Genomic DNA, 13,634 nt, shown 5'->3' with positions numbered 1-13,634 from the left:
CCTACCCCACCCCGCGCTTGCCCCCGCCGACGACTATCAGGCCTATTTCGGCTGCCCGCCCAGCTTTTTCGAACCGGTCGCCGGCTTCACCCTGCGCACCACCGACCTGCAACGGCCACTGCCCACCGATCACCTCGCCCACCAGACCGCGGTCGACTACCTCGCCGGTGTGATGGGCGAATTCGACCCGGCCGCCAGCCAACTGGTGCGCAGTCTGGTACGCCAGCTCCTACCCACCGGTGCCGTCGGCCTGACCGACATCTCCCGACACATCGGCCTGCACCCCAAGGCGCTGCAACGGCGGCTGCGCGCGGAGAACGCCACGTTCGCCGATCTGGTCGACCAGACGCGTCGCGACGTCGCACAACGCCTGCTGCTCGACACTGCTCTCGGACTCGACCAGTTGTGTCACCAACTCGGCTACGCCGAGCAGAGCGTGCTCACCCGCGCGTGCAAGCGCTGGTTCGGCACCACCCCGACGGCCTATCGCAATGCGCGGTCGACCTCGACGGCGCGGCCCTAAACAGCCCTAAACACCGGCACGCCAAGCCAAGCCACGTCCTTGCCGAGCGAACAATTCGTCGCGCACCCCCTGCCGAGCTGCTAATGTTCGGCCCGCCGGGCGATGCAATCGGCACCTGCCCACCTCGGGAAGGAGTCCCGCTGTGTCCCGCACACTGACCACCGTGCGCTACGGGGTGGTGCCCGCTGTCGCAGCGGGTGCCGTCGGAGTTGCCGTGGCCTTGTTCAGCCCGGTGACCGCGGCTGCCGAGCCGCCGCCGCGCCCGCCCAACTGCACGGCCGGAGATCTCGCCGGTATCGCCTCGGGGGTGGCGGCCGCGACGTCCACCTACTTGTGGACCCACCCCGACGTCAACGATTTCTACACCAACCTGCACGGCCGCCCGCAGGATGAGGTCCCGCAAGAAACCAAGGCCTTCTTCGACGCGAACCCGCAAGCACACGCCGACCTCGTCGGCATCCGTCAGCCGCTGACCGACTTCCGCAATCGCTGCGGAATCAAGGCCCCTGATCAGCCTTTAGGACAATGATGTTCACCTCATCGTCACGCTCACCCTGGCTCCGCGCGGCGACTGCCGCGCTCGCCTTCACCGCGTTGCCCGGCGCCATCGTTCTCGCTCCCGCCGGCACTGCCGCCGCCGACGTGTGTGCGAGTGCCGGACGCCGCATCTCGGTGGGCGGCTGCGTCAACGTCGCCGACGCCGTCGCCCCATATGTGCCGCCGCCGGCCTACTACGCCCCGCTGCCGGAAGACCCGCCACCACCGCCGCCGCCACCCCCGGGCTCGAACGTCAGCGGCTGCATCGGTTACAACGGCCGGTGGGTCCACGCCGGCGGCTGCAACTAGTCCACGCCAGGCGGCGGGCCGTGCCGTCACCGTTTTCCACATAGGGGTTGGGATCTTTGCGATCAACAGCCCCCAGGTAGAAAGCGGCGAAGGGGGGACCGCCAGACAGCCGCGACCTCAGGCGATCGCGCCCGAGTCCTTGAGTTCTTCGATTCGATCCCAATCCATGCCGAGTTCCATCAGCACGATCTCGGTGTGCTCGGAGGCCTGGGGTGCCCGGGTGGTCTCCAGCGGCTCGTGGTTGAACTGCACGGGCCCGCGCACCACCCGGAACGGCTGACCCCCGTCGGCGGCCTCGACCTCCACCACCATGTCGTTGGCGATCGCCTGCTCGTCGGTGTTCAGATCGACCAGGCTCTGGAACGGCGCCCACTGGCCCTTCATCGTCTTGAGATGTTGACGCCAGTACTCGAACGGCTTGCTGCCGATCGCCTTCGCGATCAGTTCGACGCCTTCGGTGGCATTCTCGATCAACGGGAGCACATCGGAGAACCGCGGGTCATCGGCCAGCTCGGGCAATCCCAGATGTTCGAAGGCGTCGCGGATGTAGCCCGTCGGGCTGACGATGCACAGATTGATGGTGCCGCCATCGGAGGTCCGGTAGTTGGCCATGAACGGGTTCACCGAGGTGACGTCGTCGGGCATCAGCGAGCGCATCGTCTCACCGGTCTCCATGCCCTGGGTGACGCTCGCGCCGGCCGCCCACCACGCCGTACTCAGCAGCGAGACGTCGATCTCGGCGGTTTCCCCGGTCCGCTCACGATGGAACAGCGCCGCGGAAATACCGCCGGCGATGTTCATCCCGCCGATCGAATCACCGAATGCTGGAATGCCTTGAGACAGAGCGCCATTGATCGCCTCCGGGGTGAGCGCGTGGCCAACGCCGCTGCGGGTCCAGAAGGCGGTTCCGTCGAAGCCGCCGGTATCACGCTCGGACCCCTTGTCGCCGTAGGCGCTGCCGCGGGCGTAGATGATGTTCGGGTTCACCGCCCGGATGTGCTCGACGTCGAACTTGTTCTTCTGCCGTTGGGCGGGCAGGTAATTGGTCAGAAAGACGTCAGCCGTCTTGGCGATCTCGTAGAGGACCTCTTGCCCGCCGGGCGTCGAGACGTCGATCCCGACGCTGCGCTTGCCGCGGTTGGGGTGCTCGATCAGCGGGTGGCGGTTCGGGTCGAGTTGGAACCCGCCCATGTTGATGAAGCCGCGCTGGGTGTCGCCGCGCACCGGATGCTCGACCTTGATGACGTCGGCGCCCCAGTCGGCGAGGATGGCTCCCGCCGCCGGTACGAAGGTGAATTGCGCGACCTCGAGCACCCGCACGCCCTGCATGACCTTGATCAACGCGGCTCCTAACTGTTGGACTTACGGTAAGTGTAGCGAGAGCCTGCCGGTTCCCGTCTCCCCCGCCGAATACCGTTTCGGCCAAAATCGGCGCGGGTATGCCCCCAGCGAACGGACGTTTGGAGGCCGGCGATGACCGCTACCGGAGAAGTCAACGAACGACAGGCCAGGCAGGTAGCCGAGCAGGCGCGAGAAGCCCAGTGGCATCAGCCCAGCTTCGGAAAAGAACTGTTCCTCGGCCGCTTGCGGTTGGATCTGGTCCATCCGCACCCGCGGGGTGCGGCCGACACGACGCAGCGAGGCGAGGCATTTCTGGCCAGGCTGCGGGAATTCTGTGAGACGCAGATCGACGCCGCAGTGATCGAGCGCGACGCGCAGATCCCGGACAAGGTCATCCAGGGCTTGAAGGACCTCGGCGCGTTCGGCATGAAGATCTCCGCCGAGTACGACGGTCTCGGCCTGTCGCAGGTGTACTACAACAAAGCGCTGGCATTGGTCGGCTCGGTTCACCCCGCGCTCGGCGCGCTGCTCTCGGCCCACCAGTCGATCGGTGTACCGCAACCGGTGTCGATGTTCGGAACCGCCGAGCAGAAGCGCACCTGGCTGCCCCGGTGCACACGGGAGATCAGCGCGTTCCTGCTCACCGAACCCGATGTCGGTAGTGACCCGGCCCGACTGCACGCCACCGCAACCCCCGACGGCGACGACTACCTGCTCAACGGCGTCAAGCTGTGGACCACCAACGGCGTCATCGCCGACCTGCTGGTGGTCATGGCGCAGGTGCCGCCGAGCGAGGGACACCGCGGCGGCATCACCGCATTCGTCGTCGAGGCGGATACCCCCGGCATCGTCGTAACCAACCGCAACGTGTTCATGGGATTACGCGGAATCGAGAACGGCCTGACCAAGCTGACCGACGTGCGGGTGCCCGCCGCAAACCGGATCGGGCGCGAAGGAGAGGGCCTGAAGATCGCGCTGACCACGCTCAACGTCGGACGCCTCTCATTGCCCGCGGTATGTACCGGAACATCGAAATGGTGTCTGAAGATCGCCCGGGAATGGTCCAGGGAACGGGTGCAGTGGGGCCGGCCGGTCGGCGAGCACGACGCCGTGGCCGGCAAAGTGGCGTTCATCGCGGCCACCGCCTACGGCATCGAGTCGATGGTGGAACTGGCCAGCGAGCTCGCCGATGCCGGCCGTACCGACATCCGGATCGAAGCCGCATTGGCCAAGCTCTACGGCTCGGAGATGACGTGGCTGATCGCCGACGAGCTGGTGCAGATTCGTGGCGGCCGTGGCTTCGAGACCGCCGAGTCGCTGGCCGCCCGCGGGGAACGCGGCGTGCCCGTCGAGCAGATCCTGCGCGATATGCGGATCAACCGGATCTTCGAAGGCTCCACCGAGATCATGCATCTGATGCTGGCCCGCGAGGCGGTGGACGCCCACCTGTCGGTGGCCGGCGACATCATCGACCCCGACGCCGACCTGAAACACAAGGCGAAAGCGGCGACGCAGGCCGGGAAGTTCTATGCGCGCTGGCTACCCACCCTGGTCACCGGAAAAGGGCAGCTGCCAACGTCGTTCACCGAATTCGGGCCGCTGGCCGAACACCTACGGTACGTCGAACGGGCCAGCCGAAAGCTCGCCCGCAGCACCTTCTACGGGATGTCGCGTTGGCAGGGCAAGCTGGAATACAAGCAACGTTTCCTGGGCCGGATCGTCGATATCGGGGCGGAGTTGTTCGCGATGACGGCGGCCTGCGTCCGGGCCCGCAGCGATGCACCGGACTCCGCGGTGGACCTTGCCGACGCGTTCTGTCGCCAATCCCGGGTGCGGACCGAGAGGCTGTTCACCCAGCTGTGGGACAACAGCGACGACTCAGACCGCACGCTGGCCCATGAGGTGCTCGCCGGTCGCCACACGTGGCTGGAGGACGGGATCGTCGATCCGTCGATCGAAGGACCGTGGATCGCGCAAGAGGGCGGCGACGTGACAGCGGACGTGCACCGAGTCATCCGGTGAAAAATGTCCTTGCACACGTGAACAAGCCACGGGCGCAGGCTTCCTCACAACGCGCCACGCTCGTAAGATCAATACGTTATGACGACCCCGTCAGACGCTCACAGCGGATGGGGACAGTGGCCGCATTCGATGGATGCCTTCGATCACCGTCTCACCCGCAGACAGGCGCGTCAGATGAGCCGGAGGTTCGCCGGCGTCGGTGTCGGCATCGCCGCGGCCCGCCTTCGTGAGTTATCCGCAGGCGCGCCGGCCGCCGACGCCGAACTCGCGCGGGTCGAGTTCGCCTTTGTCGCAAACGAACTCATGCGGGACGAGCGAATCGCGAAACTCTCACGCGGCAAGCAGCGCTGCACGATGTGGCTGGTGGTTGTCGTCATGGGACTGATCATGTTCAGTTCCCTGCTGTGCATGGTCGTCCTGATGTTGAGCTTGATGCAGCACTCGGCACCGTTCTGAGCGGTCCGTTCAGTCGAACGCGACGCTGAAGTACTGCGTCTCCTGGAACTCCTCGAGACCGACGCGGGCACCTTCGCGACCCAGACCGCTCTGCTTCATCCCGCCGAACGGGGTTGACGGGTCCGACACGATGCCCCGGTTGATGCCGACCATGCCGGCATCCAAGGACTCCGCGAGACGCACCGCGTCCTGCAGACGGCCCGCGTAAACGTATGCGGCCAGGCCATATTCGGTGCCGTTGGCCCACCGCAGGAGATCATCCTCGTCCTCCCACACCACAACCGGCGCGACGGGCCCGAAGATCTCGTCGGCCAGGATCGCGGCGTCCGGGGCGACCCCGGTCAGCAACGTGGGCGCGACGAACCAGCCCTCGGCCGGGGCCGGCGCCTGCGCGGCGATCACGGCACCGTCGGCCACCGCGGCCTCGATCGCGGCAGCCACGTGCTGGGCCGCGCGCGCACTGACCAAGGGGCCGACCTGCGATACCGGGTCCGACGCCGGACCCACCCGCAGTGCCGCCACCTCGGCGCCGAAACCGGCGACGAACTCGTCGGCGACCGAAGCATGCACATAGAAGCGGTTAGCCGCGGTGCAGGCCTGGCCACCACCCCGGAACTTCGCCACCATCGCGCCCGCGATGGCGGCTTCGACGTCGGCATCGGCGGTCACGACGAACGGGGCATTGCCGCCGAGTTCCATGCTCGCGTTGACGATCCGGTCGGCTGCCTGCTTGAGCAGGATCCGGCCGATACCGGTGGAACCCGTGAACGACACCTTTCGTACCCGGGCATCGCTCAGCCAGTTCTCGACCACCGCAGCGGCGTCGGTGGTGGGCACCATGTTCACCACGCCGTCGGGAACGCCTGCGGCCGACAGAATTCCGGCGATCGCCAACGCCGTCAGCGGTGTCTCGGCCGCCGGTTTGAGGACCACGGTGCAACCCGCGGCCAATGCCGGGGCGATCTTGCGGGTCGCCATCGCGGCGGGAAAGTTCCACGGCGTCACCAGTGCTGCCACCCCGACCGGCTTGTGCGTGACCAGGGTGCGGGTGCCGCCGGCGGGGCTGACACCGTAGGCGCCGTCGGTCCGCACTGCCTCCTCGGAGAACCAGCGGAAGAACTCGGCTGCGTAACCCACCTCGGCACGGGCGTCGGCCAGCGATTTGCCGTTCTCCGCGCAGATCAGGGCGGCCAGTCGGTCGGTGTCGGCGACCATGAGGTCGAATACCCGGCGCAGGATCTCACTGCGTTGCCGCGGGCTCGTCTTGGCCCAATCCCCGAATGCCCGGTGCGCGGCGTCCACCGCGGAGCGCGCATCGGCCACGCTGCCGTCGGCAACCTCGGCGATGGTCTGACCATTGGCCGGGTCGAATACCTCGAACGTCGAGGCGGCACCGCGGGCTTGTCCGTCGATCAGGATGCCGTGCTTGGCGTCCAGTTCGGCGATTGCGTTCTGCGTGTTCACAGCGTCTCCCACAGGTCGGCGGAGGTCAGCGGGTCTCGGCGAAGATGGCGGCCAGGATGTCCAGCCCCTCCTCGAGCAGGTGATCGGGCATCGACAGTGGCGGCAGGAACCGCAGCACGTTGCCGTAGGTACCGCAGGTCAGCACGACCAGTCCCTGGGCGTGGGCGGCGGCGGAGATCTGCTTGGCCAGCTCGGCATCGGGCTCGCGAGTACCCGCCGTGACCAATTCGACGGCGATCATGGCGCCGCGGCCGCGGACCTCGCCGATCCGGGCATCCTCGGCGGCAATCGCGTCGAGGCGGCCGGTCATGGTCTGCTCGATCTCCACCGCGCGGGCGAGCAATCCCTCACGCTCGATGGTGTCGATGACCGCGAGCGCGGCGGCACAGGCGAGCGGGTTGCCGCCGTAGGTGCCACCGAGGCCGCCGGCCTGCGGCGCATCCATGATCTCGGCGCGACCGGTGACCGCCGACAGCGGCAGGCCGCCCGCGATGCCCTTGGCGGTGACGATCAGATCGGGCACGACGCCGTCGTGTTCGACGGCGAACATCGCGCCGGTGCGGGCAAAGCCCGACTGCACCTCGTCGGCGACGAAAACCGCGCCCGCCTCGGTGCACCAGTTCTGCAGCGCGCGCAGGAATCCCGGTGCGGGGACGATGAATCCGCCTTCGCCCTGGATGGGTTCGATCACCACGGCCGCGACGTTGTCGGCGCCGACCTGCTTGTCGATCAGATCGAGCGCGCGGGCCGCCGCAGCGGCGCCGTCGGTCTCGCCGTCACGGAACGGGAATGAGGTGGGCACGCGGTACACCTCACCGGCGAACGGCCCGAACCCGTTCTTGTACGGCTGATTCTTGGCGGTCATCGCCATGGTCAGATTGGTGCGCCCGTGATAGGCGTGGTCGAACACCACGACGGCCTGTCGACGGGTGTGGGCACGCGCGATCTTGACGGCGTTCTCGACCGCCTCGGCGCCGGAGTTGAACAGCACGCTGCGCTTCTCGTGGTCACCGGGGGTGAGCCGGTTGAGCTCCTCGGCCACCCGCACGTAGCCCTCGTACGGGGTGACCATGAAGCAGGTGTGGGTGAACGCGGCGGCCTGCTCGGCGACGGCCTCGACGACAGCGGGTGCACTGTTGCCGACGGTGGTCACCGCGATGCCGGAACCGAAGTCGATGAGCTGGTTGCCGTCGGCGTCGATAAGGATTCCGCCGCCTGCGGCCACTACGTAGACGGGCAAGGTGGTCCCGACGCCAGCGGCCACAGCGGCGGTCTTTCGTGCCTGCATCTGCTGCGAGACCGGACCCGGGATGGAGGTGACGAGCCGGCGTTCCTGGGTGACGACTGCACCCGTGATCTCGGCGATGCTCACGTGTTCCTCCTGCTGCTGGCGGTTGTCGGACCTCACGCTAGGCAACTGCGACCACGGGCGGCAGGTCAGATGTGCACATTTAGACAGACAATATTGTGCGAAACTGACACGTATGGTTCTGGTGGCCGACGTCCTGAATGTGCGCGCGCTCGGGTTGCGCGCCATCGAGGTCTGCCGCCGCGACGCACCGGTCCGCTGGGTGGCCACGAGCGAACTCGCCGATCCGGGGCCGTTCCTCGAGGGCGGCGAGATCCTGCTGACCACCGGCCTGGAAACCGGCGACTGGCACGACGAGTGGGACGGATACGTGCGCAGGCTTGCCGAGGCCGGGGTGGCCGCGGTCGGCTTCGCCGTCGGCCTCACGCACGACGAGACGCCGGTGCCGCTCGCCGATGCCTGCCGGAGGCACCGGGTGAATCTGTTCGAGGTGCCGCGCCGCACCACCTTTGTCGCGATCAGCCGATACGTCGCGCATCTGCTGGAGGAACAGGAGTCCACCGCGACGCGCGAATCGCTGCAGACGCAGCGCAAGCTCATCTCGGCTGCGGCCAAACCGGACCCTGCCGCGGCGGTGATCAGCGCGCTGGCCGCAGCACTCGACGGGGCGACGTGCCTGATGAATCCCGACGGCCGGGTGGTGACGGGTCCGGTCGGCGCCCGCCGCAAGGAGTTCCCCCTCGACGATGTTGCCGACGATGTCAAACGCTTGCAGGCGCACGGATTGCGTTCGGCGGCCGGGCAGTCCAATCCGGCGCACTCGGTATCGGTCCACCCGATCGGGCTGCGCGGCCGGGCGTCGGCCTACCTGGCAGCGTTGATACCGGCCCGGGCATCGGAAGCGCAGCGCCAAGCCGTGACGACTGCCGTCGCGCTGCTGGGGCTCATCGACGAGCAGGATCGCAGCCGCGCGACCACCCGCCAGCACCTGCGCAGCCGCGTGTTGGAGCTGCTCACCGAAAGTGATTACCGCACTGCACAATTGGTGCTGGAGGTGGACCAGCCGACCGCCGAACTGCCGAAGCGCATCCGCTTCCTGCGGGCCACCGGAGACGAATCCGCCATGGAGAACGCGGCGGCATCCCTGGACCGGCGCGGAATCCTCGCCGGGGTCTACGCCGGTGAGTTGTGCGCGGTCATGGAACCCGCACAGGCCGAGCCGAACGGAGCCGGGCTGGCCGACGACGGACTGCAGGTCGGCGTCGGTAGCGCGGTGGCTCCCGGCGATGGCGCGGCCGGCTACCGCACAGCGGGCCTGGCGCTGGCCCAGGCCACCGACGTGTCCGGGGTGGTGGTCTGGGACCGGGTGATCGACAACGGACCCCTCGGTCTGATCGATCCCGAAAAAGCCGCGGCCTTCGCCGAATCCTGGTTGCGCGGGCTCGATTCCGAGCAGATGGAAATTCTGCGCTGCTTCCTGCGCCACCACGGCTCGCGCCTCAAGGTCGCCGAAGAACTCGGCCTGCACCGCAACACCGTGCGCAATCGCCTCGCAGCCATCGAGGCGGTGTTGCCCGGCAAGCTCGATGATCCGCAGACCCGGGTGAGCGCTTGGATCGCCCTGCAGTCTGCCCCGGAAAATCCTCAGCCCTTGAAATAGACGATCTGGTGACTGGTGGCCAGCAGGGTGGCGTCGCGACCCCACAGGTGCGCCGTCTGATCGAAGTAACCACGCGAAAACGCTTGCGCGCGTGCCGTGGCGAGCACAAAGTCTTCGCCCTGGGCGGCAAGTTGCTCGTCGTCGGCGTGAAAGTACGTCGTGATCGACACCGTCCCGGCGGGCACGAACTGCCCCTGGCGCAGGAAGACCCGCGGATAGAAGATGTCACTCACCGAGGCGAGCGCCGCGAAATCCATTGGCCGAGGCGGATTGTTGCGCACCCACAGCGTGGTGGTCGATGAGCCGGATTCCGCGCCGTCGTCGGGCATGGCGCCGTCGGCGAAACGCATGTCGTAATTGTCGAACCACACGACGCCGAAAGGCGGTGCCGACGCCACGGTGTCCTCGGGAACCGGGACCTGCGGTGGCGTCACCTCGGTGTCCGCCCAGGTGTCGCGACGCAGCCCGAAGATCGCCGTCGCGGTGGTCTTGACCTCACCGTCCTGGCTGAGTTCGACGATCCAGTGCTGATTGGACCGGTTGGTCTTGACGACCCTCGTGACGATGTCGAACTCGCCGTCGGCGATCGGCGCCACATAGTTCACTGTCAAGGCGATGGGCTGGCCGTGCCGTTGTGGATGCAGCTCGACCGCCCGCACCAGGGTGGCGGCCGTGATGCCGCCGAACGGACCGACCATGTTGGCCCACTCCGGCACGGTCCGGCCGAGCCACCGTCCGTCATCCGACGGTTCGAGTTCCAGGGCCTTGTCGAAGGGATGCACCCGGCCACAGTACCGACGCTGCTGCGCTCACTTTGCCGGCGCATAGCTGGGCCGGCCCAGGCCCAGCGCTTGCTGCGCGATCATGTTGCGGAACACCTCAAGGGTGCCGCCGTAGATGCCGGTCGGCCCCGCCAGCCGGAAGATGTACTCGGCTCCCCCGTCATCGGCGGCCCCGGCCGTCCCGACCGGCAGCGCACCGGCGGATCCGACGATGTCCATCAGGTCCGGGGACACCTCACGCATGGTTTGGGCGATCGCGACACGGCCGTACATGCCGGGGCTGCTCAGCGCGGCTTCCAACCGGGCGATGCCTCGGCCCAGCCGATAGCGAGACGCGGCATCGTCGGGGGCGACGGCCGCGACGCGGTCGACCGCTTCGGCCATCAAGTTGATGTGCTCGGTCATGGTGGCCAGCTTCTGCAGTCCGCGCGTCTCGCGCTCAAAGGTGCCGTGCTCGAGCTCGAGCGCGCCGCGCAGCACGGTCCAGCCGCCGTTCACCTCACCGACGCGGTACCGGTCACTGACCCGCACATCGCTGTAGTAGGTGATGTTCGTGCGGTCGCCGTCCACGGTGCGGATCGGCTGGATCTCGACGCCCGCGGAATCCAGCGGCACCAAGAACATCGTCAGGCTCTTGTGTTTGGGCGCGGCCGGGTCGGAGTTGGTCAGCAAGAACACGTACTGGGCGTTGTGCGCATTCGACGTGAACATCTTGGAGCCGTTGACAACCCAGCTCGATCCATCCGCTTCCCGGACGGCCCGCGTCTTGCAGGTGGCCACATCGGATCCGCCCTCGGGCTCGGTGTAACCCAGGCACAGCCGCACGCTTCCGTCCAACACGCCCGGCAACACCTCGTCGAGAAGCTCCGGTGCGGCGAACTTCTCCACCGTGTGGGCGACCATCGCGGTGGTTCCCCAGTGGAACCACGGGGTGTGGGCCCGGCCGATCTCCAGTTCCCAGATCCGGCGCCGGACGGCACTGAACCCGCCGTCGGCCTCGTCCCGGTAGTCACCCGCCAGATAACCGGCCTCACCCAGGGCCAGATGCACTGTCTCGTCGAAGTTCTCGCCGGTCTGACGGTCGCGTTCGATCACCTCGTCCGTGACGACCCGGGCCAGGAACGTCCGCAACTCATCGCGGAAGGCCAGGTCTTCCGGGGCGAGCTCGACGTGGGAGAAGTCCATCCCGACACCGTGACACTTACATGCTCATTTGTAAAGGCGACAGTCGCCGACCGACTGTCCGGGTGGCCAATTCACGCGACATCCCCGACAGAAATCGCTCACGATGGAGACCTCACAAAACTCGACCACGGAGCGTCTACAGGGTGTGAATGCCAAACCGCCGTTCGAGACCGTGGTGCGCGACCACGGCCCCACCGTCTTTCGGGTCTGTTGCGCCATCGTCGGCGCACACGACGCCGATGACGCCTGGTCGGAGACGTTCCTGGCGGCGCTGAAGACCTACCCCGACCTCCCCGCCGACACCAATTTCGAAGCCTGGCTGGTCACCGTCGCGCACCGCAAAGCCATCGACATCACCCGGACCCGGACGCGCCAACCCGTTCCGACGGACATCGTCCCGGAAACACCGACCACCCACGGCACCGGGAACTTCACCGACCTGGCCGCGGCGGTGGACCAGCTTCCGCACAAGCAGAAACACGCCGTCGCCTACCACTACCTGGCCGGCCTGCCCTACGACGAAATCGCCGAAATCCTCGGCGGCAGCGCTGCGGCCGCCCGCCGCGCCTCCAGCGACGGCATCGCCGCACTGCGCCGCACCTACCTGGCCGAGATCGGCACTCCTAGGAAGGGAGCCACCCATGAGTAACCACAGCATCACCGGTGACCTGACCCGAATCACCCAACCCGGCCCCGGCAAGTTGGCCGCACTGCACGACAGGCTCGCGGCCGCGGCCCAGCATGAGGGTCTCCTCGACATCGCCTACCGCATCGTCGACAGCCCGGTCGGGCCACTGCTGCTGGCGGCCACCGAGCAGGGCCTGGTTCGCGTCGCCTACGCCCGCGAAGACCACGACACCGTGCTGCAGCACCTCGCCGATGCGGTGAGCCCGCGCGTCCTGCACGCCCCCACCCGCCTCGACTCGGTGGCCCGGGAACTCGACGAGTACTTCGCCCGGACCCGACGCAGCTTCGACCTGCCGCTGGACTGGCGTCTCGCGGCCGGATTCCGCAGCACGGTTCTGCATCACCTGCCCGATATCGACTACGGGCAGACCGCCAGCTACGCGACCGTCGCGGCGCTGGCCGGCAGCCCCAAGGCAGTGCGCGCCGTCGGGACGGCTTGCGCGAAAAACCCTCTGCCCGTTGTCATCCCCTGCCACCGCGTGGTCCGCAGCGACGGCGCGATGGGCGGCTACCTCGGCGGCGCGGAGGCCAAGCGCCTGCTGCTCGACCTGGAGGCCGCGGCATGAGCGGCACCGACTCCTGGCAGCGGCGGGTGGACGCCACCGACTGGAGCGCCGTCGGCGACGAACTCGACACCACGGGATGCGCGTTGACCGGGCCGCTCTTGACTCCGTCGGAGGCCGCCGACATCGTCGCGCTCTACCCCGATGTGGCCCGGTTCCGCTCGACCATCGACATGAGCCGCTACCGGTTCGGCGAAGGCCAGTACCGCTACTTCCGGCAGCCCTACCCGCCGGCGGTGACCGCACTGAAGCGCGCGCTGTACCCACACCTACTGCCGATCGCCCGCATGTGGTGGACCCGGCTCGGCCGGGAGGCACCGTGGCCCGACGACTTCGACGACTGGCTGCGGCTGTGCCACGCGGCGGGTCAGACCAAGACTACGGCGATCTTGCTGAAATATGTTGCCGGCGACTGGAATGCGCTGCACCGCGACCTCTACGGCGAGTTGATCTTCCCACTGCAGGTGGTGGTCAACCTGACCCAGCCCGACGTCGACTACACCGGTGGCGAGTTCCTGCTCTACGAACAACGGCCCCGCGCGCAATCGCGCGGTACCGCCACCGTCATCCCCCACGGGCACGGACTGGTGTTCACCACCCGCGACCGACCGGCCAAGTCGGTGCGGGGATGGTCGGCGGCCCCGATCCGCCACGGTGTCTCCACCGTCCGTTCCGGGACCAGATTCACCCTGGGCCTGGTGTTCCACGACGCGGCATGACGGGCTATTGCGGCCTGCCACAACAGCATTCACATTGACTAGCCATGCTCTATGTCTAGGATCGCAGCCACATACTG

14 protein-coding genes are annotated in these 13,634 nt (G+C 67.6%); 9 read left to right on the top strand and 5 right to left on the bottom strand.

All coding sequences use genetic code 11. The features are described from left to right. The 3 genes from E0T84_RS29110 to E0T84_RS29100 all read left to right on the top strand — a co-directional run. A partial coding sequence (locus E0T84_RS29110; protein ID WP_138746180.1) for a helix-turn-helix transcriptional regulator occupies positions 1–523 on the top strand: 523 nt, incomplete at its 5' end. A 142-nt stretch (positions 524–665) separates the two neighbouring features. Next, positions 666–1,052, top strand: coding sequence for a heme-binding protein (locus tag E0T84_RS29105; RefSeq protein ID WP_070184936.1), 387 nt, complete (start codon positions 666–668; stop codon positions 1,050–1,052). Next, the gene (locus tag E0T84_RS29100; RefSeq protein WP_070945047.1) at positions 1,052–1,369 is read left to right on the top strand and encodes a hypothetical protein; all 318 of its coding nucleotides are present in this window, start codon (positions 1,052–1,054) and stop codon (positions 1,367–1,369) included. The genes E0T84_RS29105 and E0T84_RS29100 overlap by 1 nt, the downstream gene beginning before the upstream one ends. Positions 1,370–1,486: 117 nt before the next feature. Here E0T84_RS29100 and E0T84_RS29095 read toward each other — a convergent pair whose 3' ends face one another. Next, positions 1,487–2,698: a CaiB/BaiF CoA-transferase family protein gene (locus E0T84_RS29095; protein WP_070187699.1), complete on the bottom strand. Its 1,212-nt coding sequence runs from the start codon at positions 2,696–2,698 to the stop codon at positions 1,487–1,489. 144 nt (positions 2,699–2,842) lie between these two features. Between E0T84_RS29095 and E0T84_RS29090 the strand changes: the two genes are divergently transcribed. Together E0T84_RS29090 and E0T84_RS29085 are read left to right on the top strand one after the other, a co-directional pair. Further along, on the top strand, positions 2,843–4,732 hold the full coding sequence (locus tag E0T84_RS29090; RefSeq protein ID WP_138746179.1) for an acyl-CoA dehydrogenase family protein: 1,890 nt from the start codon (positions 2,843–2,845) through the stop codon (positions 4,730–4,732). A 78-nt stretch (positions 4,733–4,810) separates the two neighbouring features. Next, positions 4,811–5,188 (top strand): hypothetical protein, encoded by a 378-nt coding sequence (locus E0T84_RS29085; RefSeq protein WP_070944939.1) that lies wholly within the window; start codon positions 4,811–4,813, stop codon positions 5,186–5,188. Between the two features lie 9 nt (positions 5,189–5,197). Here the strand turns inward: E0T84_RS29085 and E0T84_RS29080 are convergent, their stop codons facing one another. Further along, a complete protein-coding gene (locus E0T84_RS29080; protein WP_138746178.1) occupies positions 5,198–6,652 on the bottom strand; it encodes an NAD-dependent succinate-semialdehyde dehydrogenase in 1,455 nt (484 codons plus the stop codon). A gap of 25 nt (positions 6,653–6,677) precedes the next feature. Continuing rightward, entirely contained in the window at positions 6,678–8,024 is a 1,347-nt protein-coding gene (gabT, locus tag E0T84_RS29075; protein ID WP_138746177.1) for a 4-aminobutyrate--2-oxoglutarate transaminase, read from the bottom strand. 112 nt (positions 8,025–8,136) lie between these two features. Between gabT and E0T84_RS29070 the strand changes: the two genes are divergently transcribed. Next, positions 8,137–9,621 (top strand): PucR family transcriptional regulator, encoded by a 1,485-nt coding sequence (locus E0T84_RS29070; protein WP_138746176.1) that lies wholly within the window; start codon positions 8,137–8,139, stop codon positions 9,619–9,621. Here E0T84_RS29070 and E0T84_RS29065 read toward each other — a convergent pair. Both E0T84_RS29065 and E0T84_RS29060 read right to left on the bottom strand, forming a co-directional pair. Beyond that, complete coding sequence (locus E0T84_RS29065; RefSeq protein ID WP_070187704.1) at positions 9,606–10,403, bottom strand: acyl-CoA thioesterase II; 798 nt, start codon at positions 10,401–10,403, stop codon at positions 9,606–9,608. The genes E0T84_RS29070 and E0T84_RS29065 overlap by 16 nt on opposite strands. Positions 10,404–10,430: 27 nt before the next feature. Continuing rightward, a complete protein-coding gene (locus E0T84_RS29060) occupies positions 10,431–11,588 on the bottom strand; it encodes an acyl-CoA dehydrogenase family protein (RefSeq protein ID WP_138746175.1) in 1,158 nt (385 codons plus the stop codon). 103 nt (positions 11,589–11,691) lie between these two features. Here E0T84_RS29060 and E0T84_RS29055 point away from each other — a divergent pair, with 103 nt between their 5' ends. The 3 genes from E0T84_RS29055 to E0T84_RS29045 are packed head-to-tail and all read left to right on the top strand — an operon-like array spanning position 11,692 to position 13,557. Beyond that, positions 11,692–12,237 carry an RNA polymerase sigma factor gene (locus E0T84_RS29055; protein ID WP_138746174.1) on the top strand — a complete coding sequence of 182 codons (546 nt, stop codon included), beginning with the start codon at positions 11,692–11,694 and terminating at the stop codon, positions 12,235–12,237. Next, on the top strand, positions 12,230–12,841 hold the full coding sequence (locus tag E0T84_RS29050) for a methylated-DNA--[protein]-cysteine S-methyltransferase (RefSeq protein ID WP_083284349.1): 612 nt from the start codon (positions 12,230–12,232) through the stop codon (positions 12,839–12,841). Before E0T84_RS29055 ends, E0T84_RS29050 begins: the two co-directional genes overlap by 8 nt. Next, a complete protein-coding gene (locus E0T84_RS29045) occupies positions 12,838–13,557 on the top strand; it encodes a 2OG-Fe(II) oxygenase (RefSeq protein ID WP_138746173.1) in 720 nt (239 codons plus the stop codon). Before E0T84_RS29050 ends, E0T84_RS29045 begins: the two co-directional genes overlap by 4 nt. Positions 13,558–13,634 lie beyond the last annotated feature (77 nt).

It is taken from the genome of Mycobacterium sp. DBP42 (genome assembly GCF_005924235.1).
In the GTDB taxonomy this organism is placed as follows: domain Bacteria; phylum Actinomycetota; class Actinomycetes; order Mycobacteriales; family Mycobacteriaceae; genus Mycobacterium; species Mycobacterium syngnathidarum.
This window is presented reverse-complemented; position numbering and strand designations above follow the sequence as displayed.

What these genes read in the sequence shown, in the direction of transcription:
- E0T84_RS29045 (WP_138746173.1), top strand. Translation starts at nt 12,838, where the DNA reads ATGAGCGGCACCGACTCCTGGCAGCGGCGGGTGGACGCCACCGACTGG.
- E0T84_RS29060 (WP_138746175.1), bottom strand. Translation starts at nt 11,588, where the DNA reads ATGGACTTCTCCCACGTCGAGCTCGCCCCGGAAGACCTGGCCTTCCGC.
- E0T84_RS29100 (WP_070945047.1), top strand. Translation starts at nt 1,052, where the DNA reads ATGTTCACCTCATCGTCACGCTCACCCTGGCTCCGCGCGGCGACTGCC.
- E0T84_RS29090 (WP_138746179.1), top strand. Translation starts at nt 2,843, where the DNA reads ATGACCGCTACCGGAGAAGTCAACGAACGACAGGCCAGGCAGGTAGCC.
- E0T84_RS29095 (WP_070187699.1), bottom strand. Translation starts at nt 2,698, where the DNA reads ATGCAGGGCGTGCGGGTGCTCGAGGTCGCGCAATTCACCTTCGTACCG.
- E0T84_RS29050 (WP_083284349.1), top strand. Translation starts at nt 12,230, where the DNA reads ATGAGTAACCACAGCATCACCGGTGACCTGACCCGAATCACCCAACCC.
- E0T84_RS29070 (WP_138746176.1), top strand. Translation starts at nt 8,137, where the DNA reads ATGGTTCTGGTGGCCGACGTCCTGAATGTGCGCGCGCTCGGGTTGCGC.
- E0T84_RS29055 (WP_138746174.1), top strand. Translation starts at nt 11,692, where the DNA reads ATGGAGACCTCACAAAACTCGACCACGGAGCGTCTACAGGGTGTGAAT.
- E0T84_RS29085 (WP_070944939.1), top strand. Translation starts at nt 4,811, where the DNA reads ATGACGACCCCGTCAGACGCTCACAGCGGATGGGGACAGTGGCCGCAT.